We start from the raw sequence: 21,422 nt of genomic DNA, 5'->3' as shown, positions 1-21,422 counted from the left end.
TCCTTATCCTTTAAAGGTTTGCTGGCGGACAAATTGGAAGTCTTCCACCGCGGGACGGTTCGTTTTCTTTTTTGCTATTTTTTGTTTCGTCTTGATTGGCTTGTCGTTCACCAGCACCCCGACTTTCGTCTGCTGGATTTCCTTCACTCCCTGAACAATCAGCTGCATGGCGATGATCGCGATCATGAAGGCAACGAGTGGTGCAATGACAATCCAGTACTTGCCTGTCATAAGGGAATTCTTCGTGGAACTGATCAGTCCCGACCATTCAAATGTTCCTGATTTCGGAGGATCCGGGACCAGACCGCCTGTTATGATCGTCCCTCCAAGGAAAAGATGAAATAATCCGAGATGCACAAGGATAAGAAGCGTCTGGATGAATTGCTGTCCCCATATAATAAACAGCCTTGGAGCCAGGTGAGGGAAGAGATGCGTCCAAAGCAGGTGCTTGTTGCTTCCTCCAAGGAGCTTCGCAGACAAGACAAAATCCTGCTTCCCTATTAATTTCAGTTCATTCCCGATTAATACAGTGGTCAACGGCAGCACAAGGATCGTTAAGACAACGGCTTCGAACACCAATCTTTCAAAAATCGAGTGATCCCACCCCAACACAGGCAGCCCCCAAAGGACCGGTCTTAATAAGAGATAAGCGATAAGACTTAAAGGAAGAAAGTGAATCGAATCCACCATGCGGTCAAGCCAGTTCTTCCTGCTTTCTTTCAAGTGGAAATGATAGGCGATACCAAGATAGAATCCCCCTATCACCCGCAGTGAAGCAACAATTAAAGCAAACAACAGGGTATACTTCGCCCCCACAATAAGCTGATCGAGAATACTGTAACCGAAGAAATCAGATCCCAGAATCATGTCCCCAAATGGTTTATGAGGAGGGGCACTGATGATCCGCCCCTCGTCATTTTTCATAAATTGAATTTGTTTGATGGGCTCTTCTTTCAACGTTGAATAAAGGAAGCTGGCCGCGATCAAACCAAATATCACCGTGAACCCGGTCGCGAACTTGCCATTATGCATGTGCTGCCACCAAAGCCTGCGAAGGGTCGATAGAAAGCCCCATATCTTCCATTCAGTCCATTTCGTTTTATCCCGTTTATATTTCGTGTGATCCTCACTGCTCTCATGATTGATCCACAGGTAAACACCTTGGTATACGACGAAAAAAGGTGTGTAGATCATAATCAATGAGATCGCAATCACCATCGGCCTGAAATCCTGTATGATATAATAGGTGATTCCTCTCATGTTAAAAATGGTTTCAATGATGAATAAACTCGACAGCATCCCCCAAATGATCAGCTTTCCATGATAGAAAAGACTTGGTGAGATATTTTTCAAAACATGTGAAAAGAGGATCCGCCCTTTCGACATCCCCTTACTCTGGGCAAATTCAATGTGAGGCTTCAATAACTCTTCTTCCATAATGAAAATGAGGATCCGGAAAAAAGAGATCATCGGGATGATCGACAGCGTAATCATCGGGGCAAGAAAGATCTTCTCCTCCCCGAACTCGGTAAAATTCATCAGTTCCACACCGAAATATTTAAATACATAGACAATCATCAACTGGAGCATGAACGCAAACATTAAATCAGGCACCGTCTCCAAGAGATTCAATGCTTTCTTAAGAACCGATGTGATCGGTCGGGGTAAAAAGACGGTGAAAACGGTAAGAATAAAGGCAATACCAAGCCCTATGCCCAATGCTCCCCCAATAATCTGCAGTGAATACAGGTATGGTCCCCAAAGCATATCGAGGAAATTGACGGTAATCCCTTTATATGAATAACTCCAATTGGCCCCATCCATGAAAACAAAGATGAACTTGATGAACTCCTCCAAGTAGCCAACAACATTATACAGCCCTCTTTCCTTGAACACTTCCGGGGCAATACTCACGGCCAGGATCCCAATTAGACCGAGAATATAATAAAAGATGAACCTGATTGGAAACTTGAGATATTTCATATATTGAATCCCCTTTTATTCTCTTTTTCCTCAGTTTAATAGAAATGTTAAAATTTTTCAATTTTATTTCAAATCTGACAATTCGGTAACAAAAAGAGTGACCCCGCTATGTCAGAGTCACTCTCACCGTCTAAGCCAATAACCGGCTCGGCTTTCCTAAATAAAAGCCCTGTCCAATCGTTATCCCGATTTCCCTTGCCACCTGCATATCCTGTTTTGTTTCGATCCCCTCTAACACAATCAACGTATCACTGCCGTAGAATTGGCTGAAAAAAGAGAGGAACCGCTGTTTCTTTTCATCCTGTGCCAAATTCATGGCGAAATAGCGGTCAAGCTTGATGATTTCCGGTTCATATTCAATGGATTTCTTGATGGAAGACGTCCCCTGCCCGAAATCATCAATCGCATACCAGACACCATATTGCTTCAGTTCCTTCAAAGACTCTTTCAACAACGGATTCTGCCAAAGCTCTTCCGCACTGGACTCATTAATTTCAAGCACAAGACGGCCCTTCATGTCAGAATGGCGGTCCATAAGATCGGAAAAATAGGTGTGAAAGCTCGGGTGCAAAATCGTGGTGATATAAATATTGAGAAACAGTTTACAGTCCCCGATCCCGTTTTCCGAAAAACTTTCAAGTGCCTTTGAAATGGACAACGTATCCAGTTTGTACAAGATATTGGCCTTCATGGCCGATTGAAATACACTTTCGGGATTTTCATTATACTTATTTCGCAAAAGACCCTCATAAGCATAGAGGGTTCGATGTTCACCCATATCATATAATGGCTGAAAATCATGGTAGATAAAGTCGTCTTGGAAAATAGTAAAGATGTTCATAGGACCCCTATACTCTCTCTTTAGTTTTTGGTCTTACCCACAAAAAAAACCACACAAAAACGCATTATCCGCGTTCGCATGTGGTCGGTTGCGCTACTGGCTCCCCTAAATGTAAGCGCCCATCTATCATTTAGGTTCAAAGCCCCCAGTCGAATGGTCAGCTTATAAAGATATTTGTCTTATAAGAAAAATATACCACATAACTAGTACTTATGGGGTGTATTTTCCATAAATTATTTGAAAATTCATAAAGAAAGACTATCTTGAAACAAATGGATTGCCACTAACCCAGAATCTCCATGGATAATCCCTGGCTTCCCCTGTGTTATCAATCCCAATTCGTTTCCCGGCGGAAATGTTTTCAGGTTGATACCCTTCTGTAATCATGAGCGGCGGTTGTAAATAACTCCCCCCATAATCCTCCATGGTAATGCCCAGAGCCTTCGTCAACTTTCCCGGCCCATTGGTCCAATTCTTCTTCACATGACCGGGGCGCCTCGCTTCCATAAGCTCCTGTCCATGAAGAGGCTCTACGGCTCTGATGAGGATCGCTTCAGGCTTCTCCCTTTCTCCGCTCACTACGTTTACGAGGCAGTGAGTATGCATGACGTATGTATAAATGCGGCCAGCTTCATGGAACATCACTTCCGTCCGCTTTGTGCGCCTGTTTCCGTAACTGTGGGCGGCCCTGTCGATCGGCCCCATATAGGCTTCTGTTTCTACAATATAACCTGAAGCGATCCCTTCTTCGGTTTCTTTCACTAACACGCACCCCAACAGAGCTTTGGCAAGCTCCAGCGTCGGCTGCTCGTAAAAGGTTGGGGGCATAGGTGTTCCTTCCATGATTTCACTTCCTTATCTGCATTGTCTAATCTATTTGTACCCTACCTTTGCCTATTTAAATCAAGCATCCACGATTGTAGTAGATTCCACGCCTCGATATTTCAATTCCGGCAACCCTACGCCTCTGGTCCCATTCAAAAATAATCCTATGGCTCATTGTCGTAGTCTCTCCACTGCATTAAAATAAATGTATCAATTGGAAAATCAAACCAAAGCGAGGGATTGAAATGAAAAACGCATTTGCCGTCATGATTGCACTGCTTGCATTGGGGACGCTCTATGTCATCCTAAATGACAATACATCACTGTTTGCAAAAGAAAGTCAGTCAGGAGAACGGATTGAAGTCACGAATAATATCAAACATATCGACCTGGACTTGGAAAACAGCGACACAGAAGTCATACCAACTGACAAGAATGAAGTACAGGTCGATATAGAGGGAAAAGGGACAATGACATTGGCGGTGAACGGAGATACGATTGACGTAGCGGTCAAGCATAAATGGTATCAATGGATTGGATTCAACCGCAAATCAAACGTTACGGTCTATGTTCCGAAAGAATATAGTAACAGCATGGAAATCGATATTGGCGCCGGCAATTTTGTGATGGCTGGAGAATCTGATTCAAAGAAATGGAAGCTCGATGAACTGTCCATTGACATGGGATCTGGGAATATGCAGCTTAAAAACATCGAGACAAATGTGTTCGAACATGATGGCTCTTCAGGGGACCTGGTCGCAAGCGGTCTCACTACAAAGGATGGAAGAGTGGATATCAGTTCGGGGGATGTAGAATTATCAAACTTTGAAGGTCCCCTTGAAGGCGACTTATCCTCAGGGGAATTAACGGTTACCATGGACTCCTTAAAGGGAGACATGACATTCGATGTCAGCTCAGGGGGAGTGGAGCTTGATCTACCGGAGAAAGCAAGCTTTAAACTGAAGGGGCAGGCGAGCAGCGGAGATATCTCCTGCAATCTTCCTCTAAAAAATCAAAAGATAGAAGACGGGGATATTTCAGGGGTCTCAGGCTCCGGGAAATATACCATTGATGTTTCAGTGTCCAGTGGAAATGTAGATATCTACTAAAGAAGAGTGCCGGGAACACCCCGGCACTCTTTTACATTATTTATGATGGAATGGACATCTCCCTTCAATCGGTTCCACATCGTCCCCAATAAAATACTGCTTCCACTCACGGTGTTCGGGATCCCCATAATGACTGATATTAGGATGCTTCGGTAAGCCGTCCCATTTTTCGACCCGCTCTCTTACTTTTTCCCTGGACATGATTCCCCCCTTGGAGGTACCCTCCAAGCCTTCAAAAATCCTTCTTGGCTGAAATCCCAGTACTAAGCTATTCCCAAGATCCCTCGTCTTTCGCTGCTTGTAGGCAGGGGCATTCCCAAACACGAAGAAAGGTTCCCCTGCAAAGGAAAAAGCCCACAAATGGTGATCAGGGTCCTCTGGATAATCTTCCGGCCAATCCTCCTTATCTTCACCATGGAGAAACTGCAGGATCCTCCAGAAATAATCTCTGTAATGAGGGACGGACCTCTCCTCCCTTTCAGGCTCCACAAATAAAAAGAAACCGTGACGGATCAAGCGTTCTCCTTCGGGTACATCAAACAAGTCGATGAACTCCTGAATCGTTTGGGGAAGATGCTCCCAATTGTCATGACTGATATAGGAATACCGAAGCTCACCCTTTTTCTCTCCGGTCATCCCGAAGTAACAAGGGAAAGTGCGGTCAGTTACAACCTCATGAAAGTTCCTATATTCTTCTATAACCCATTGAGGGACAATCTCAGGGTTTGTCATATCTTCTTTTGTCAGTAGTAAACTGTTCGCTGTCAATTCTTCCACCTCAAATTAATGTCGATGGTATGCTCTTCCCGAATTGTGACAGGTTAAAACAATTACTGACAAAAAACACCTCATGGCCAAAAAAAAAGGTAAAGCGAAATCCGCTTTACCCTTTCTTTACCTCTGCCCCTAATTCCACTCCAAGTGCCACGATCGATTGATTGATCCTCCACACATAATAGAAATGGTGAATTAGGTCCACCTGGGACTTACGCCAGCTTGGAGCCTGGGTTTCTATTCTTTCCCGCTCCGGGCTTAAATCCCACATGACGGGAGCACTTCCCTGTTCTTTTAACAATTGCCGAAGCGTCTCAATGTTTTGAGAGATTTTTTCTTCCGTTTCTGAAAACGCACTGCTGAGCTCCTCTGAAACCGTTGCCGGCACCTTTCGATGGGAGGAAGCAAGCAGGTGCTTTGCGTAATAATTAATGGCCGTCACCACGGTAATCCAGCGCCCGACTCCCGACCTCGTCAAAGACCCGGGTCTTTGCAGAAGGGATTGTGCCTCATCCTTGATCGCCTGAAGTTTCTGATCCAGATCAAACGCTTGATCTGTCAACGCTTTGTCTTCCGGGACCATGAAGGTGTTAATATAGGAAGAAACATACCCTTCCAGATCCCCAAAGAAATCATCAAAGCTATCGGCGACTTTGTCTTTTGTTCTTTTTGGAAATACAAACGCTGAGACAATCAGGGCAATGATAGCTCCTGCAATCGTATCGATGACACGTGCCCCCATGAGCTGAATGCTGATTCCACCGAGAAGGATGTCATACATAAAGGCGATGAGCATCGTAATGAAAAGGCTCATCAATGTATAGGAAACCGGGAACAGATAAAAGGCGAGGAACAGGACCGCAAACAGGAGAACAACCTCCAGCTGTGAATTTCCAGATACAAGGTTTGCGGCTCCAAATCCGATGATGGCCCCGATCACCGTTCCGATCGACCGTTGGAAAGCCTTCATATACGTTCTGCCTACCGTTTCAGTGCCAATTTGAACAATAAAGGTCGTAAGCAAGACCCAGTACGGCTGTGCAGGTGCGATCAGAACCCCGACGATGATCGCAAGCGTTCCCGCTACCAAGGCCTGTATTGCTTTACGCGTAGACGGTTTTAAACTCTTGTCCTCTTCAGACTCATCTTCCTTGTCTTCTTCCTCCGGTTCAGTATCGCTCTCTACAGTCGATTCCTTGTACTCAGACACTTTCAGTGATTCCTGAATCGTAATGGCCGCTTCCAGGACATGGTTCGCAATGGACTCGATCCGTCTCAGGAGGTATACCCAGCCTTCAGGTTTCTCTTCTTGATTCAGAACCTCCGACAATATCAGACGCAGGGCCTGGATGGCTTTTTCCGCCTCTTCAAGGGAGCGGGGATCATAATCCTGGGCCAGTACCTCGGCGTCACGGAGAGAACGGATGACCCATACGAGCAGGCGCCTGAGTTCCATGACCTCCAAAGCTTCCAGGTCCTTCAGCTTTTTCAATGAATCCGTGAGAGTCTGAATGAGCATTTCAGTGTCAAAGACATATAAACGAAGTTGTGACGCTTCGATACCCGGCCACAGCTTCTTTAAATCATTCTCATTAATATCACCCGCTACGCTTCTCGCATACTCATTCAGCCTTCGTACATTCTGATCCAATTGCTTTCTCCGCTTACCGCTCGTATTCGGATCCTCTATCATCTTCATTAAGATGGTAAACGTCAAGTTGGATTGAATATGAAACGAACGCATACTCCTTCTTAACATATGGACAGAATCCTTAAAAATGATGAAGTTATAAACAAACGCGAACACAAGCCCAATGACGATCCCGAGGTAAAACCATCCTAGATGGGCTACATCCAGCTGTAAGATCGACGATATATAAATTGACATAAACCCTGCCATTCCCATGGAAAAATAGCGGATGGCAAAGCGTGAAAAGTAAAAAGCGCTAAAAATGACGCCTACCAATAAAGCGTTCACCACAAGACTGTAGTGGGCAAAGGCCGAACCCAGTGTAATCCCGGTGGCAACTGAAACACCAACCAGCAAGGTCGTTACCTTCTTTTTCCCCGTCGTATCATCCATGACCACAAAAATACCGAGCATCCCCACCATACCTGACACAATGGCCGGGGTGATGGACGGATGGTCGAAATGCTTCAATAAGAAAAGCATCGTAAACACAGCCGATATCAAGCTGATCGTAGCTTTACCCGCCTGCTGAAATCTTTTTCTGCCGGGATCGGAAGCAAGGATCCTCCCCAGCCATATATGCTGTCTATGTAAATGTTTCATCTCTCATCAAACCCTTATCTACACACCGTTTTTCATTCTCTTTTATCGTACCCTTTCCAATAAAAAAGTAACCTGTACTGCAAGAAGCAGCAGGTTACTCACATTCGCTGGTGCACGAAGAGAACGGAATCTATTTGTATGATTATAAGGGTTTTGGGCGGTTGGGTAAAGGGAAGTGCTTTCTCCTAAGGCTGTTTGGCACCACTGACTAACAGATACGTTGCTTTTATTCCTTTTCCCAATCTTGCTTTATATAAGAGGATAATACTATTTAAATAGGAAGACTCTTGATCCTTTTTGTTTAATTCCGTAAAAATGTCCTTCTTTCTAGGAAAGCACCAATTGTATACCTCTCTCACACTATGTTGAAATGTGTCATAGCTTAAGAATTGAAAGTCGATGAAATCCCAATAGTGGAACAGTCCACCTTTCCTACCCTTCATTTGTCTTTTTACAGGCAGCCTCATCATGTTCTCGAGCATTGGATATTCACCATATACAATGGAAAGAGTACGAATCATCCTCTTCAACGTCCCATCTTTTCTGGCTTGTTGAAATAATTGATGAAGATCTATTCGATCGTTCATGCCGTAAATCAACTGAATGATATCAAGGTAATATCGCGGAGAATCCAGGTTATGTCTCCACCCATGAAGACAAATGAAATAAAATGTATGTTGATTGGACAATCTTTTAATGTAGGAATGGCCTCCTAAAGACGTAGCCTCTTTCCAGAAGGGATCCATCTTTAAGTATGAAGTCTTTTCCTTCACAATACCCCAATGAATTTCTACTACAAGTGGCACAGGTGAACCCGGAATTCGTTTACTAAAGGAACAATGAAAATGGTCCGGGATCCATTCTTCCTCCTGTTCGAACCCTAAGGACTTTACTAGCTGTACCGTTTCTTCAATCGTTTCTTCCTTTATAAGAATATCAATATCCGATGTCCCTCTTGCAGCCAGATGACCGAAGTACTCCTCGGCGAAATATACTCCCTTTAAAGGAATGGCCTCTATCGCCCTATTTTCAAGCCCGTTGAGGATTTTGTCTGTTTCACTTTTGATGAGGATATTTTGGAATAGCACCTCATCGTATTTTTGCTTTAGGCGTACTTGAAAGAATAAAGGTGTTTTTTCCAGGTGTCCATTCTCCTTCAACAAGTGATAGATCTGGGGGGAGATGGAGTGAGATTCTATTTGTTGAATGACCCCGTGGTAATAAGATGTGTTTTTAGGCAGGGTTGAAGTTTTTTCATATAGTAAGTGTACGAGCGATTTGACCATTGTGATTCCCCTCCTGTCAGGCGTTTACAGCGGTAATATGTGTTTGTTTTTCATCTTCAAAAAACTGGAGTTGATGTAGTCGTTTATATAGACCTTCTTCATTTATTAAGTCTAAATGACTGCCTTGTTGAACAACTTTCCCTTCATCCATCACTGCGATAGAGTCCGCTTCCTGGATGGTGGATAACCGGTGCGCAATCACGATCGTCGTTCGCCCTGTCATTAAAGATCTTAAAGCGTTCTTCACATGATATTCCGTTTCACTATCAAGAGAAGATGTTGCTTCATCTAGTAAAAGAATCGGCGCGTCTTTCAATATAGCCCTGGCAATGGCCAGCCGCTGCTTCTGCCCACCAGATAGCCTGATACCCCTCTCCCCTATTTCTGTTTCAAAACCATTGGGAAGAGATCGAATAAACTCATATATATTGGCTGATTTTGCAGCACTCACCATATCTTCATATGACAAACCCGGTCGGGCTAACAACAAATTCTCTTCTATTGTTCCTGCAAAGAGAAATGTTTCCTGAGGTACATGAGCGATGGAACTTCGCAATTGAGCAAGCGTATACTCCTCCCTTGATTTTTTGTTTATTAGGATAGTGCCTTGTTGAGGTGTATACAACCCCTGCAGAAGATTTAACAACGTACTTTTACCGGCACCACTCGGACCCACTATAGCCAATGTTTCCCCTCTTGGAACAGCAAGGCTGAATTGATCAAAAATTTTCTTTTCATCATCATAGCTGAAAGACACATTTTTGAATTCAATAGAGGTTAAACCTTTGAATAGAGGAGTATACTCATGTACGACAGGAGATTCAGCAGACTCCTCTAATACGTGTACGACTCTTTCCAATGCAGATACGGACCATTGAAACCCGGCCCATTGACTGGCCAGTCCAGTTAGTGGATTTACAAGATAGCTGACCAGACTGACAAATGTAAGGAGGGAACCTACACTTATCACTCCCTTTGAAACATAGTAAGCCCCCAGGCACAAGCTGATCAGATAGGTGATAGAACTGACCAGTTGTCCCCCAGAACTGAAACATCCGCTAAGCTTAGCGTTCTCCATCTCCAATTCATATAATTTCTGGTTTGCACTAGAATACTTTTTATAGATAAGCTTTTCCATCGTAAATGACCGGATCACCTGAAATCCCTGAAACGTCTCAGATAAGGTATTGTTTATCTTTCCAATCAAACTGTGTATTAGACGGCTATTATTCCTCAGCAATAAGCCAAAGTAGGCTCCTGCAAGTATCGCTAAAGGAGCAACGGATACACTTATTAAAGAAAGCTTCCAGTGAATTTGAATTAAATAAATAAACACTGCCATATAGGTGAGGGGAAGTCGGATCAGGTCCATAAGGCTACTGCCGACTACCCCGTCCACGCTATTGATATCGTTCGTAAAATGAGAGATCATGTCTCCAGACCGGCGTGAGGACACCTGCCTTAACGGAAGACGAAGAATGTGATGGAATAAATGGTTTTTCAAGTCTCTTTTTAAACCATTTGAGGTGATGGTTTCAATCATAATCGAAAAGAAATTGGAAGCAATCCCGACAAGGACAAGTATGATACCAATCGGAATCAATCGTCTTAACTCAGTGAAGTCACTATTAACAGCAGCATCCGTCATTCTTCCGAAAAACCAGGCAAAGGCAATGGTCATAAAGATATCAACAAATAATAGCAGGAACATTGCCATATAAGCCTTCCACTGACGAAAAACAAAAGGCTTTAACATCTTAAACGTTCTCTTTAGATCATACAAGTTCATATATTGTCTTGCTAAAGCTGATAATCGATTGGTCCCCGTCTTCATCTGTCTCTCCACCTTCAACACTAGTAACGCACCGCTTTCCTATTTACATACACTCTCAACACGTGAGTCAATGAGGGAAAACGTAGGATGGCTTCCCTCCATAGAATGGCGCTCCATGCCGATGCAGACGAATGAATATCTCTTCTTTTAATGTACATGAGTTTTCCGATCACTTGTTGGGGCAGTATCGGTTCATCAAACCCAAAATTGGTGTCCCCTTTGCACATCAAGTATCTGTCTCCATCTATCATGGTTGTTTTAATAAATCGGTGTGATATCAACTGTCCCTGTGCATTGTGAAACAATATTACATCCCCTTTTTCTAAATCAGGGAGAGCGCAGGTTTCAAATGTGCATATGTCCCCTTCTTTTATGTATGGGTACATGGATGTACCTTTTGCAGGGAGTTCGATCCACCGGTGCTCCCCGATTACTTTCTTCACTACCTGAATTGCATGCGGACTAACTTGCATATTCAACCAATCCGTAATGGTGAAGTTCCATTATAAAATCTTTAATATCATCTATTATCATTTCGTCCGCTTCTGATATGTTAAAATGCCCAGCTACCGCAGCAGCAATTGAATGGACGGTTTGAGCACTTTCTAATAATGACCAACAAAAGCCTCCCACCTCATTCACCTTCGTAACGGTATATAGATCTGTATTCAGGATAATCCACTCATCATCAAATTGAGAGGCTTCATATTTTTTTCTTTGGATATATCTATCCTTCATTACGAAATCAACTCCCAGAATGTATTGTTCTTTTGAAAATGAAGATCATACACCGGCACAATCCTAACTATTTTCTTCAAAAAGTCTAGTACCTTGACCACCTCATCTTCTTTATAAGGCCAGTAAAACACTTTATCCATCAGCTGCATGAAAGCATCCGACTGCTTCACTTGAGATCGTTCGTTGAATTTAGCCTGGAACAATAATTGAATACTGGATAAAGGCGCATGACCCTTGTAGCCATCCGTCTCTAGCTCACTTCTGAACGGAGAATCATAGATACGTATAGAACGATCTGTAACTTTTAATAAAGTGGCTTCATCTGAAAGAAGTTCCCGTGGGGTTGAGAGTCTGGCTGCGGTAGACTTCCCTGCTCCTGAGTGACCAGCGAAGATATGAGCTTGGTCTCCATCTAGCACACAAGAGGAATGAAGTAAGAGCCCCCAATTGTGGTGCAGAAGAAATGAACTGTAAAGATTCATAAGAGCATGCTTAAGGGCCAGTTCATCGTAAGCAGAAATCGTTGCATTTCTGAAACAAGAATCAACCTCGATGAAATAATCTTTCCTTAGGTATACAACTTGCTCCTCTTTCTTTATTATCTTTACCTCGTAATCTTCAAAGGGAGTCCCGTACCCGTGGTTAATTCGTAGATTTAGATCAGCACTATCTACTTGGCCATCAGGTAAAGGAAATCTCTCCAACAGAAAAGGAAGGAACTCATTTGAAACCTGAATGATATTACAATTGTGGTCTGCAATCTTTATATATAATGAAGACATATGTTTCTCCTTTACATATCAAGTTGGTGATAAAGAGATCAACGTCTTGTTCAATTGATCTCTCTAACTTGAAAACTATCTGTTTCTGCCTTTTCCGTTACCTCCGCCTGGTTTTCCGCCTCCTCCACCATGCCATGGCTTGGGTCTTGGACCAGTATAAGGGTCATTCGGATAATGTGTACCTCCATTACCATTACCAGGGTGATCTAAATTCCCATGCCCTTTATTCCAGCTTTGGGCCGTTTCGAATTGGATAGGCTGGTGTGCAAGTACTTCAGGTTTAGTGTATATTACTTGTCTTTTCATCATTTCACTTCCCTATTGTTATAGAATTCTTTACAGAGAACATTAAATCTTCCATACTACTATTGACCTAATTATATGACCAATTGCGTTCTTTTTAAAGAACATTTCGTCCGACATAATTCTACATTCATGGAATGGCGCGTACTTGTTTCTCAAGCAAATTACTGAACATGCTCTTTTTCTCTTGAGCTAATTGATGAAACGAACCTGATTGGACGATTCTGCCTTTATCCAGAACAATCACCTGATCCGCATTTCGGATAGTTGATAGGCGGTGTGCGATGACAATGATGGTCATTTTACCTTTGAGTCGTTCAATCGCTTCTTGGATTTTGGCTTCGTTTTCGCTGTCGAGGGCGCTGGTGGCTTCGTCTAGTACGAGTATCGATGGGTCTTTCAAGATTGCTCTAGCGAGTACGATTCTTTGTCTTTCTCCCCCAGATAAGCGTATTCCCCGGTCGCCAATTAGGGTATCTAATCCTTCAGGCAGGTTCATTACAAATTCAGCTGCCGATGAGAATCGTAGTGCTTCCCAGATATCTTCATCCGTAGCATCCGGCTGAATCATTTGTAGATTTTCACGTATGCTTGCATTAAAAAGGAAGGGGTCTTGTGGTACGTAGCTGATTGATTTTCTTAAAGCCAAAAGACTTCCTGTTTTGGGAGTCGTTCCATCTATAAGAATCTCTCCTTTTTCAGGCAGATTAAGCCCCATTAAAATATCAATCAGTGTACTTTTCCCTGCTCCAGAGGGACCAACAATTGCTGTCATTTTATTTGCCGGAAGAGTTACGTTAATATTCTCAAGAGCAAAATGAGGTTCAGTAGGGTTGTAGCGATAGTTGACACCTATACATTTAATGTTTTTTCTAATTTTACACTTGAAATTTTCTTGGTACTCTTGTTGAGTAAATAACTCATTCGCTTCTCTCGATTCCCTTTGGAGTTCGACAACTGATGAAAATGCCGGAAGAGTTTCAGCCAATTGCTCCATACTGGACTGTATAGCTGAGAACCGTGGCCATAGTCTGGTGAAAATAAGAATAACTATTAAGAACTGATCTGCTTGGCTTTGAAAAAAAGTAATAGAAAAATAAATAAATAAAGCAATGATAATAGCCGATGAGACTTTGTATAAAAAACTAGAATTCGTTTTTATTTTTATAAGTTCTGTTTGTTCATGTATGATATCTTCACTTAACTTTGAAAGCCAAGTATTTCGTGAGTGTTCTAATGAATTACTTTTTATGTCTTTAATCCCATTTAGATTATCTGTTATTCCTGCAAGGTAGTTCTTGCCTATTTCAGAGGTTTTGGACCCAATTTTTTTCGACTTTTTCACAAATGATTGAGATATAATCGCTAAGATAACTCCCGATACAAGGACTAACCCCGTCAAAGAAGGAGATACCCAAAAAGCTATTCCGAGTTGAATGAGAGTAAATATGGCAGAGGTTATTAGCTGTAAGAACATATTGGTCCCTCCATTAACCCTGCCTAACTCAGTCGTAAGAGAATTAATAAGATCAGATTTTCTTTTTTTTAGGAAAAAACCCCAGTTTGCCTGTAGGAGTTCCCGATACGTTTTCATTCTTAGGTAATTGATAAAACCAACTCTAATTTGCACATTCCTTCTAGAAATATTCCGCTGCAAAAACGCTTGACTAATTACTAAAGAAATATAAACAGCCAGTATTAGAGGCAAAACAAATTTTCCAGGAACTAGTCCTATAAAACCCACTAATTCTGTTACTGGAGTGAAGGTCGTTTCATAATCTATAAAACCACTTACAGTCAACATAGGAATTAAAAGCAGAATGCCTACTCCTTCAAGCATACTTATGAGCATCATTCCTATTAAATTAAAGATCAAAACCTTTCCTGAAAAATCGTAAAATTTTTTAGTGAAATATAATAAATGATTCATTTATATCCCCCTATATAATGCATAGCTTCTTTTCGTTTTTCTCCAACACCATAAAAAAGGTCGTAACAAAAAATAAAGAACGTGTAAATTTTTCGGTAGCTGAAGAGTAGAGGCGTCTTCCGGGTAGGGGTAAAGAAAACTAACAATAAATATCCACTTCTGTTTTATTGTCTTTAAGGAGAATAAATATCTTTGATGATACTTTGAAATTTCAGTAGGAAGTGGTTCTGAATGTAAGTTAATCATGTTTTCAAAATAAAAAATGGTTTTCTGTCCGAGCTCTTTAGATCTCCAATTAGATACTAAGGAAATCATCTCTTTTTTTATATTTGTACCCAGTAAATTACTTGCTAGAATTAAGGCTTTACCAGAGATCTTATTCAGCTGATATTTCTTTAATAATAAGAAAATCTGGTGCCAATCAATATCTTGTTTGACTAATTGGTGAATGTCTACAAGCCAGCGTAAGCGCGACCATCCATGTCTTGCACCATGTAAAATAAGAAATAAAAATAAATCTTCGCGCCCTAGGAAATAAATTGGGGTTGTTGTTATGCAACTGATTCTTTTTCTCATCCATAAATCCTTGAAACAAGGTTCAGCTCCTGGCCCTGGATTTAACCTCCAATGTAATTCAATCTTCACCTTCTTTTCGGGGTGAAAATAGGTTACATGATGATGTCTCCATCTCCATTCCCCTAATATTGAAGTGAAATAGTCATCCTTAAGATAACCCTCTTTTATAAGAAGTGCTTCAGCTTTATCCAAGTCACTGATCGATATTAATATATCGAGATCATTGGATGTACGCAGTGATATATCACCATATAAATCTTCTGCAAGAACAGGTCCTTTAAGAACTAACATTTTCACTTCTGCACTCTCAAACATTTTACTTACATATTCCATTTCTGCGCTTAATAAAAGCATGTTAAAAGTATTTTTTTTGTATTTATTTTCTATTCTTTGAATAACCTGTGCAGGAATCAATGCCTGGTGAACCTTGTTTAACTTGGTGTACACTTGAGGATATACCCTATGATGATACACCAGTGAAATGAACTTTCCCCAATCGATATTTGAATCTTTCAATTCCTGGCTGAACTGATGAGATTTCACTTTGTCACTGATCTGCAGGATATCGAGTATCAGTTTTAGCTCAAGGGGTAAATGATTTAAATCCAAACGATACGTTTCTGCCATCCTTTTCACCTACACTCATTTTTCGGCTATATGTGCAAAAGTCCCTACTATAGTAAATCGCTCCATACCTTCAGATCCTGTTATATATACAGATCCACTCCTTAACCATGCATGAGCAATCAACCTTCCATTCTCATCTTTTCCAGTCCCTAAATAGAGAGTAGTGTCTATGTTTCTTCTTTTAAGCATATTCATAGCAGCAATCGCCTTCACCAGGCAATGACTTTCCCAAAACGTATAATTACTCATGATTTTAATAGCTGAAGAGATTTGTTTTAATACCTTAACGTGATCGGTATTTAAAGAATGAGACGTTTCGATCATATGTTTCCCTAATATAGGGGCTACTTTTGCAAAAGGAAGGGCTTTGATGATTCTTGCCCATCCTAAATGAAGAAAAACCTCCAACAATAGTAGCTTTGTTTCATAATCCAATGAAAAAAACAATTTTATTTTCTTCATAAAAATCATCCTAATTAAACTTAATTAATTCTTCATCTTTCAACATCTCAATGAATGATAAAACGTGTGACAAACAGGTCTCTTTATCTATTTCATATTTAGCCATCAATGTATCAACTAATTCAGTGATGGTAACTGGATTTTCGATTGTATCCCATATGTCTCCCCCCACTTCCCCCAGATTATAATACTTTCCGTTTTCAATACTTAACATCACTTTTTCGCCGCCCATATTACTCACTATATTTCCTTTTCTTTGAGTAATGGATTGGTCCAAAGTAAGGCTGTGATTTTTCAGCATCTCTTAATCCCCTTTTCTTATTGTATTTAATAGTAACGATTGTATTTCATAAGGAGTAAACCCTGAAGTTGGCCTTTTTATCCTGTACATTTCTACTTGATTTGCAAGAGAAGCAGTTGAAGAGAAATGCCACTTTAATAATCCTAATCGATTGAGAACCGAATTCCTGAAAGTGTGATGAAAAAGTACAGGCAATTTCTCTATGCTATTCTGAACTTTTTCAATTGTTAGTTGTTCTTGTACTGACTTTTCCAATTCAAATATACCTGCAAGAGGCACCCTTTCCCCATTATGAAAATAGGATTCTACAGGAATCGCATACTTTTTCTCTCTTTCAAATAAAGGAGAATACTTATTCTTGGGAAGAGCCAGTTTCTCTAAACTTTCTTCCCAAAGCTTTTGTTGGGGATAAGAAGAATGAACAATGAATTCTTGATTTTCCGAAAGAGAAACAGCTATCACATCATCACTAATAAGCTTATAACCTGTTTTCATCAAGGTAGATGCTAATGTTGACTTACCTGCTCCAGAGTGGCCAATGATTGCATATGCTTTCCCATCTATAACAAGTGCGCTACCATGCAAAGGGAGTATCTTTCTTTGCAATAATATGATGCCCATACACGAACCTAACACATAAAGACGGATTTTATTTTCATCCGCATTTTCAAATGGTGATACGATAACTCTTTCTCCTTTTACTACACTAAATATTGCTGTGTTTTTAATGTGAAACATTACAGTGTCATTCATGACTGCAAACTTTCCTTTTCTACCATATTTTTTCCATTCTTGTGTTAGATCTTTAACCATGATGTTGACATCTATATTGTGTAATGAATCCTTTACTATTTTCACTTCAGGTAAAGATACTTCACTTTGTATTTTTAAACCAAATGCCTTATAAAAAGTACCCGTATAGATACTAATCATAGTATCACTCCATCTATAGATAATGAATTTTATTATTATTAGGCTTTTATACTTTGAAAGTATAAAAGCCTAATATGTAGTGAAAAATTAAAATTGCATTTTAGCTGTAATGATCCGCATCCTCAGGATCTGGATCGTTTTGGCGTTCATCAACATAACGAAGACCAGGACCTGCCATAGTCATATCAATCGAAAGAATTTCCAATTCAGGCTTTTCCCATAATTTTTTCATAACCTTTTCACCTCCCTTCAATTACTTTCTTTGATAAATTTAAATAAGATTAGACTTCTCATCAGTATTTTCAAGTCATCACCTAAGGTATCTTCTGGTAATGGGTTATCTTTAATTTTGGAATATGCATTAGATAACACTTCTATGTCCACTAAATCAGACATGATTTGATCATTTAACATTTCTTCCATTTCAACTCTAAATAAATCCCACTCATCTATCATTCTGTGTATGACATCAACGCCTTGGGCTCCACGAAATTGATGATTTAGTCGAACCTTGTTTGGCAGATAGTTTTCGGTAGCCCTCCGAATAAGAGAACGATCTACTCCATGCTGAACAAATTGTGAATCAGGAAGTGATAAACAAAATTCAATGATTCGCAAATCATTTGTTGGATCGCGGTTCCATAGCGAATAGCGCAATGACATCTTTGTAGAACTGGCTCCGTTGGTCCAATAATATAAATTCTGAAATTGACGATCTCTTGCTTCACTTAGATTGGGAATTTGGGAACCAGTAATGTCTAACCCGTTTTCCTTTACCTTTTGATAAACATTTGTATTCTTTGCAAAGTCTTTATTTATGAACTGAGGAAATTTATATTTATTCTTTGGAGACAACAATAAAGGAAATGCTCTTCTACTAACCTGTTGCACTACTCTTTTCCTCCCAGTTTTTTTAATAAGGTAGTAATCATTAATTTCTTTGTAAAACTTTATTAATTGCATTTTCTTTAATAACATAGAGTAATAATCAATGGCTGTTCCATAAGATATAGTCCAATTTCCCCTGGCTCCATTCAATAAAATCCCAACTCCATGGTTAGAAGCTTCTTCGTATATACCCCTTAACCAATAGGAGTTATTGAAGAATTTATAAGGCATTTCAAGTATATCTAACCACTCATTTATTTCTTTAAGTGGTGTCCTATTTTTAAAATCAAGATAAGAACCCTGAATGTTTCCTACAAAATTCACTGTTGATTGAATAAAGGGTCGTTCATTGGCTATTCTCGATTTCGGGGTCCAATCGATAAAGTCTTCTTGAGGTATATAGCTATATGTATATAACTGCTGATTCTGCTTATTTAACTCTCTCGAAGCGAAACTTACTACTGAACCCGAATCTAATCCTCCACTTAATTGTGAGCCGACCTTTTTAAATGTTCGCAATCGATCAGACACCGCTCTCTGAAATACATCTCTAAAAGCTTCTTCATATTCTAAATTAGAATTAAGTTTTAATTTTTTTCTCGAATCGAATTTGGAGTATCTTGTTAGTTTAGTCTTTCCACTTTGAATTACGATTGAATGTGAAGGAGGGACTTGCAGGACATTACTGTAAACAGTAGAATGCACGTCAACTGTATTAAACATATCTGGAATAACAAGAAATTCTGCAATCCATTCCTCATTTATTCGTCCATTAATATAAGCTAATGACAATAAGGATTTTATTGTAGTAGCAAATGCAAAACGCTGATTTGAAGCATGGTAGTAGAGTGTCCGGCTACCAGCAAAATCTCTTGCACCAAATAATTTTTCTTTCCTCTCATCCCAAATCATAAAGGAGAAATCTCCTATTAATTGTTCAGGACATTCTTCACCCCATTTTTCGTACGCAAGAAGAATCAACTCACTATCCGATATCCCCTTTCTAAGAGCATGCCTAACTCCTAAACTATTAAACAATTCTTGTCTGTTATCTATAATGGCATCAGCGGTTATCGCTAATTTTCTTTCATTGTCATAGAAAGGGAGAATTTCACCGATGGATTCAGGAGTGATCCACTGAGCGTGACAGCCCAGAAAGATATGATCTTTCTTGTAAACTCTCACGTCATCTGCTGGGAACTGTTCCAATGAACCCATCATTGCGTGTATATGCTCCCTAGATACGGGTTCATGGTTTTGATGATATATCCCAGCAATCGCACTCATAATTGACACCTCATATCCCCTCACGTAATTCTTAATTAAGAACACAAAGGGTGTACTATATTATTTTTGAAGAAAATCCTCTTGTGCTACGTTGTTTTTTCGTTTGTTTATATATCGTACCAGCATCCACATTAGAAGGATGCCAATTACATTCTTAACGAGATCACCTATTGAAGAGGTACGGAATGGAACGAATAACTGATGTATCTCATCAGTAACGGAATATAAAAATGAAAGGATGATTGCAATGATTTCTTTGCGCTGATTAATGTTACCAAAAGACAGCTGAAAATGAACAATGAGTACATATAAAATGCCGAATTCAATTAAATGGAGTGATTCCAATAATAGGCCAGCAAATAATATAATACGTGGATCAAGAGTGAGACCGGTGTAATAGATAATTTCAGGATTAAAGTGACTTGATTGGTACCAGATGAGTATCATGTAGCCTAAAATGATTAATGCTAAAAGTATTCTCTTTAGGAAAAGGGTCAAAATGTACTCATCCCCCAAACTGGTTATAAATACCTAATTTGTACTATATAAAGAACAATACTACAGTTTTATAAAGAACGCAAGATGTATTTATGATTCTGTCAAAATAAATTAGGCTATCCTTTTTTCTCTATTCATTAACAATTTATTGATTCTTAGCTGCTGGATGATCCGGTATGATTTCTTAAATATATAACGGATATAAAGGGGTATGACTATACCTCCAACTAAATATACAAACCAAGAAAAAGCTACTCCTGGTAGTATAAAATGATTGATGTAACTCACCAGGGGAAATGAAATTCCTGCATGCAGGATCAAAATATACGCAGACTCTCTTCCAACATGACTAATGGCTCTAAACCAGCAGTGTATGCCAGTTATTCCCCTTACAATTTCCAGACTAAGCAGGCTACCCGAAACTCCGCTAATATTAAACAATAAGAGGTTTCCATACTCTCTTAGACCCATACTGACAGGCTCATTGATAAAAAAAGCTGAACACAAAACCAAACTCAACCCAATGCCCCCCGGAAATTGCGATCCTTGTCTTAGGCGATCCCCTATAAAGATGAACAGTAGTGATACCATTGAAATATCCAGTCCCCATGGAAGATGGACCACGCTTCCAATCACTGCCCCAATACACCCAATAACCGCGTAAATAGTAAACTGCTGAGCTAATACGAACCTTTGTAAATACTTCTGGCTGGAGGCATACATTAATAAAGCCCCATATAAGCAAACCAAAAACCACAAAGGGTAATTGAGTAGGCCCTCAATGTTTCCCTCAAGCATTCCCACTAATGGCTTATACCAGAGAAAGCTTTCTTTAAAATCTCCTGTGAACTTCGTTACGATCCAATATGAATACGAAAGGAAACACCCCATTACATACGGTACCAACAAACTTACAGAGCGTTTTTTCACAAGTAGATAAAAGTTCCCCTTATACTTCTTTGAGTTGAATGTGTAGCCCGCTAGCATGAAAAATAAGGGCATTCCAAACGATTGTAGGAAGGCAGTGATCGGCTGCGGCATGTTGGAGTGGACTGCAACTACCATTATGATGCCGAATCCCTTTAAGAGATCAAGGTCGATTAGTCTTTTTTTCATTGAGATCATCCTTATCTCGTCCAGAGTTAAGACTAT

General features: G+C 40.3%; 21 protein-coding genes and 1 riboswitch. Of the genes, 1 reads left to right on the top strand and 20 read right to left on the bottom strand.

Annotation, left to right across the window (positions count from 1 at the left end; translation table 11 throughout):
- Positions 1 to 3: 3 nt before the first annotated feature.
- The 3 genes from P8596_RS01255 to P8596_RS01245 form a co-directional block, all read right to left on the bottom strand.
- Positions 4 to 1,983: an ABC transporter permease subunit gene (locus P8596_RS01255; protein WP_279725568.1), complete on the bottom strand. Its 1,980-nt coding sequence runs from the start codon at positions 1,981 to 1,983 to the stop codon at positions 4 to 6.
- Positions 1,984 to 2,113: 130 nt separating this feature from the next.
- Entirely contained in the window at positions 2,114 to 2,824 is a 711-nt protein-coding gene (locus tag P8596_RS01250) for an EAL domain-containing protein (protein WP_061811259.1), read from the bottom strand.
- A gap of 73 nt (positions 2,825 to 2,897) precedes the next feature.
- Positions 2,898 to 2,978: riboswitch (cyclic di-GMP riboswitch) on the bottom strand.
- A gap of 104 nt (positions 2,979 to 3,082) precedes the next feature.
- Positions 3,083 to 3,667: a DNA-3-methyladenine glycosylase gene (locus P8596_RS01245; protein WP_229596909.1), complete on the bottom strand. Its 585-nt coding sequence runs from the start codon at positions 3,665 to 3,667 to the stop codon at positions 3,083 to 3,085.
- 227 nt (positions 3,668 to 3,894) lie between these two features.
- On the opposite strand from P8596_RS01245, the gene P8596_RS01240 reads away from it, so the two are divergent.
- Complete coding sequence (locus P8596_RS01240; RefSeq protein WP_279725566.1) at positions 3,895 to 4,758, top strand: DUF4097 domain-containing protein; 864 nt, start codon at positions 3,895 to 3,897, stop codon at positions 4,756 to 4,758.
- 36 nt (positions 4,759 to 4,794) lie between these two features.
- Here the strand turns inward: P8596_RS01240 and P8596_RS01235 are convergent, their stop codons facing one another.
- The 17 genes from P8596_RS01235 to P8596_RS01160 form a co-directional block, all read right to left on the bottom strand.
- On the bottom strand, positions 4,795 to 5,490 hold the full coding sequence (locus tag P8596_RS01235) for a YqcI/YcgG family protein (protein WP_279726947.1): 696 nt from the start codon (positions 5,488 to 5,490) through the stop codon (positions 4,795 to 4,797).
- Positions 5,491 to 5,641: 151 nt separating this feature from the next.
- Entirely contained in the window at positions 5,642 to 7,825 is a 2,184-nt protein-coding gene (locus P8596_RS01230; RefSeq protein ID WP_279725564.1) for an FUSC family protein, read from the bottom strand.
- 185 nt (positions 7,826 to 8,010) lie between these two features.
- On the bottom strand, positions 8,011 to 9,111 hold the full coding sequence (locus tag P8596_RS01225) for a nucleotidyltransferase domain-containing protein (protein WP_279725561.1): 1,101 nt from the start codon (positions 9,109 to 9,111) through the stop codon (positions 8,011 to 8,013).
- Positions 9,112 to 9,127: 16 nt separating this feature from the next.
- Positions 9,128 to 10,945, bottom strand: a complete 1,818-nt coding sequence (locus P8596_RS01220) for an ABC transporter ATP-binding protein (RefSeq protein ID WP_279725559.1) — start codon at positions 10,943 to 10,945, stop codon at positions 9,128 to 9,130.
- Between the two features lie 20 nt (positions 10,946 to 10,965).
- Positions 10,966 to 11,418: a signal peptidase I gene (locus tag P8596_RS01215; RefSeq protein WP_279725557.1), complete on the bottom strand. Its 453-nt coding sequence runs from the start codon at positions 11,416 to 11,418 to the stop codon at positions 10,966 to 10,968.
- Positions 11,408 to 11,683, bottom strand: coding sequence for a PqqD family protein (locus P8596_RS01210; protein WP_279725556.1), 276 nt, complete (start codon positions 11,681 to 11,683; stop codon positions 11,408 to 11,410). Before P8596_RS01210 ends, P8596_RS01215 begins: the two co-directional genes overlap by 11 nt.
- Positions 11,683 to 12,465: a hypothetical protein gene (locus P8596_RS01205; protein WP_279725554.1), complete on the bottom strand. Its 783-nt coding sequence runs from the start codon at positions 12,463 to 12,465 to the stop codon at positions 11,683 to 11,685. The genes P8596_RS01210 and P8596_RS01205 overlap by 1 nt, the downstream gene beginning before the upstream one ends.
- A 75-nt stretch (positions 12,466 to 12,540) precedes the next feature.
- Positions 12,541 to 12,774: a hypothetical protein gene (locus P8596_RS01200; RefSeq protein WP_279725552.1), complete on the bottom strand. Its 234-nt coding sequence runs from the start codon at positions 12,772 to 12,774 to the stop codon at positions 12,541 to 12,543.
- Between the two features lie 124 nt (positions 12,775 to 12,898).
- On the bottom strand, positions 12,899 to 14,698 hold the full coding sequence (locus P8596_RS01195) for an ABC transporter ATP-binding protein (protein ID WP_279725549.1): 1,800 nt from the start codon (positions 14,696 to 14,698) through the stop codon (positions 12,899 to 12,901).
- Positions 14,699 to 15,901, bottom strand: a complete 1,203-nt coding sequence (locus P8596_RS01190; RefSeq protein ID WP_279725548.1) for a nucleotidyltransferase domain-containing protein — start codon at positions 15,899 to 15,901, stop codon at positions 14,699 to 14,701.
- Between the two features lie 15 nt (positions 15,902 to 15,916).
- Positions 15,917 to 16,372, bottom strand: a complete 456-nt coding sequence (locus P8596_RS01185) for a lasso peptide biosynthesis B2 protein (protein WP_279725547.1) — start codon at positions 16,370 to 16,372, stop codon at positions 15,917 to 15,919.
- Position 16,373: 1 nt separating this feature from the next.
- Positions 16,374 to 16,664: a lasso peptide biosynthesis PqqD family chaperone gene (locus P8596_RS01180; protein WP_279725546.1), complete on the bottom strand. Its 291-nt coding sequence runs from the start codon at positions 16,662 to 16,664 to the stop codon at positions 16,374 to 16,376.
- Between the two features lie 3 nt (positions 16,665 to 16,667).
- Positions 16,668 to 17,597: an aldolase gene (locus P8596_RS01175; RefSeq protein ID WP_279725544.1), complete on the bottom strand. Its 930-nt coding sequence runs from the start codon at positions 17,595 to 17,597 to the stop codon at positions 16,668 to 16,670.
- A 100-nt stretch (positions 17,598 to 17,697) separates the two neighbouring features.
- Positions 17,698 to 17,829 carry a paeninodin family lasso peptide gene (locus P8596_RS01170; RefSeq protein WP_279725542.1) on the bottom strand — a complete coding sequence of 44 codons (132 nt, stop codon included), beginning with the start codon at positions 17,827 to 17,829 and terminating at the stop codon, positions 17,698 to 17,700.
- Between the two features lie 17 nt (positions 17,830 to 17,846).
- A complete protein-coding gene (locus P8596_RS01165) occupies positions 17,847 to 19,772 on the bottom strand; it encodes an asparagine synthase-related protein (protein ID WP_279725541.1) in 1,926 nt (641 codons plus the stop codon).
- A 60-nt stretch (positions 19,773 to 19,832) separates the two neighbouring features.
- Positions 19,833 to 20,219: a VanZ family protein gene (locus tag P8596_RS23865; protein ID WP_481900328.1), complete on the bottom strand. Its 387-nt coding sequence runs from the start codon at positions 20,217 to 20,219 to the stop codon at positions 19,833 to 19,835.
- A 162-nt stretch (positions 20,220 to 20,381) separates the two neighbouring features.
- Positions 20,382 to 21,395 (bottom strand): acyltransferase family protein, encoded by a 1,014-nt coding sequence (locus tag P8596_RS01160; RefSeq protein ID WP_279725540.1) that lies wholly within the window; start codon positions 21,393 to 21,395, stop codon positions 20,382 to 20,384.
- Positions 21,396 to 21,422 lie beyond the last annotated feature (27 nt).

This window comes from Rossellomorea sp. DA94, assembly GCF_029834455.1.
GTDB lineage: Bacteria > Bacillota > Bacilli > Bacillales > Bacillaceae_B > Rossellomorea > Rossellomorea vietnamensis.
This window is presented reverse-complemented; position numbering and strand designations above follow the sequence as displayed.

Excerpts from the sequence above, each read along its gene's own strand:
- P8596_RS01230 (WP_279725564.1), bottom strand. The coding sequence starts at position 7,825 with ATGAAACATTTACATAGACAGCATATATGGCTGGGGAGGATCCTTGCT.
- P8596_RS01180 (WP_279725546.1), bottom strand. The coding sequence starts at position 16,664 with ATGCTGAAAAATCACAGCCTTACTTTGGACCAATCCATTACTCAAAGA.
- P8596_RS01175 (WP_279725544.1), bottom strand. The coding sequence starts at position 17,597 with ATGATTAGTATCTATACGGGTACTTTTTATAAGGCATTTGGTTTAAAA.
- P8596_RS01240 (WP_279725566.1), top strand. The coding sequence starts at position 3,895 with ATGAAAAACGCATTTGCCGTCATGATTGCACTGCTTGCATTGGGGACG.
- P8596_RS01245 (WP_229596909.1), bottom strand. The coding sequence starts at position 3,667 with ATGGAAGGAACACCTATGCCCCCAACCTTTTACGAGCAGCCGACGCTG.
- P8596_RS01255 (WP_279725568.1), bottom strand. The coding sequence starts at position 1,983 with ATGAAATATCTCAAGTTTCCAATCAGGTTCATCTTTTATTATATTCTC.
- P8596_RS01235 (WP_279726947.1), bottom strand. The coding sequence starts at position 5,490 with ATGACAAACCCTGAGATTGTCCCTCAATGGGTTATAGAAGAATATAGG.
- P8596_RS01185 (WP_279725547.1), bottom strand. The coding sequence starts at position 16,372 with ATGATTTTTATGAAGAAAATAAAATTGTTTTTTTCATTGGATTATGAA.
- P8596_RS01160 (WP_279725540.1), bottom strand. The coding sequence starts at position 21,395 with ATGATCTCAATGAAAAAAAGACTAATCGACCTTGATCTCTTAAAGGGA.
- P8596_RS01220 (WP_279725559.1), bottom strand. The coding sequence starts at position 10,945 with ATGAAGACGGGGACCAATCGATTATCAGCTTTAGCAAGACAATATATG.
- P8596_RS01205 (WP_279725554.1), bottom strand. The coding sequence starts at position 12,465 with ATGTCTTCATTATATATAAAGATTGCAGACCACAATTGTAATATCATT.
- P8596_RS01190 (WP_279725548.1), bottom strand. The coding sequence starts at position 15,901 with ATGGCAGAAACGTATCGTTTGGATTTAAATCATTTACCCCTTGAGCTA.
- P8596_RS01250 (WP_061811259.1), bottom strand. The coding sequence starts at position 2,824 with ATGAACATCTTTACTATTTTCCAAGACGACTTTATCTACCATGATTTT.
- P8596_RS01170 (WP_279725542.1), bottom strand. The coding sequence starts at position 17,829 with ATGAAAAAATTATGGGAAAAGCCTGAATTGGAAATTCTTTCGATTGAT.
- P8596_RS01225 (WP_279725561.1), bottom strand. The coding sequence starts at position 9,111 with ATGGTCAAATCGCTCGTACACTTACTATATGAAAAAACTTCAACCCTG.
- P8596_RS23865 (WP_481900328.1), bottom strand. The coding sequence starts at position 20,219 with ATGATACTCATCTGGTACCAATCAAGTCACTTTAATCCTGAAATTATC.
- P8596_RS01195 (WP_279725549.1), bottom strand. The coding sequence starts at position 14,698 with ATGAATCATTTATTATATTTCACTAAAAAATTTTACGATTTTTCAGGA.
- P8596_RS01165 (WP_279725541.1), bottom strand. The coding sequence starts at position 19,772 with ATGAGTGCGATTGCTGGGATATATCATCAAAACCATGAACCCGTATCT.
- P8596_RS01215 (WP_279725557.1), bottom strand. The coding sequence starts at position 11,418 with ATGCAAGTTAGTCCGCATGCAATTCAGGTAGTGAAGAAAGTAATCGGG.
- P8596_RS01210 (WP_279725556.1), bottom strand. The coding sequence starts at position 11,683 with ATGAAGGATAGATATATCCAAAGAAAAAAATATGAAGCCTCTCAATTT.
- P8596_RS01200 (WP_279725552.1), bottom strand. The coding sequence starts at position 12,774 with ATGATGAAAAGACAAGTAATATACACTAAACCTGAAGTACTTGCACAC.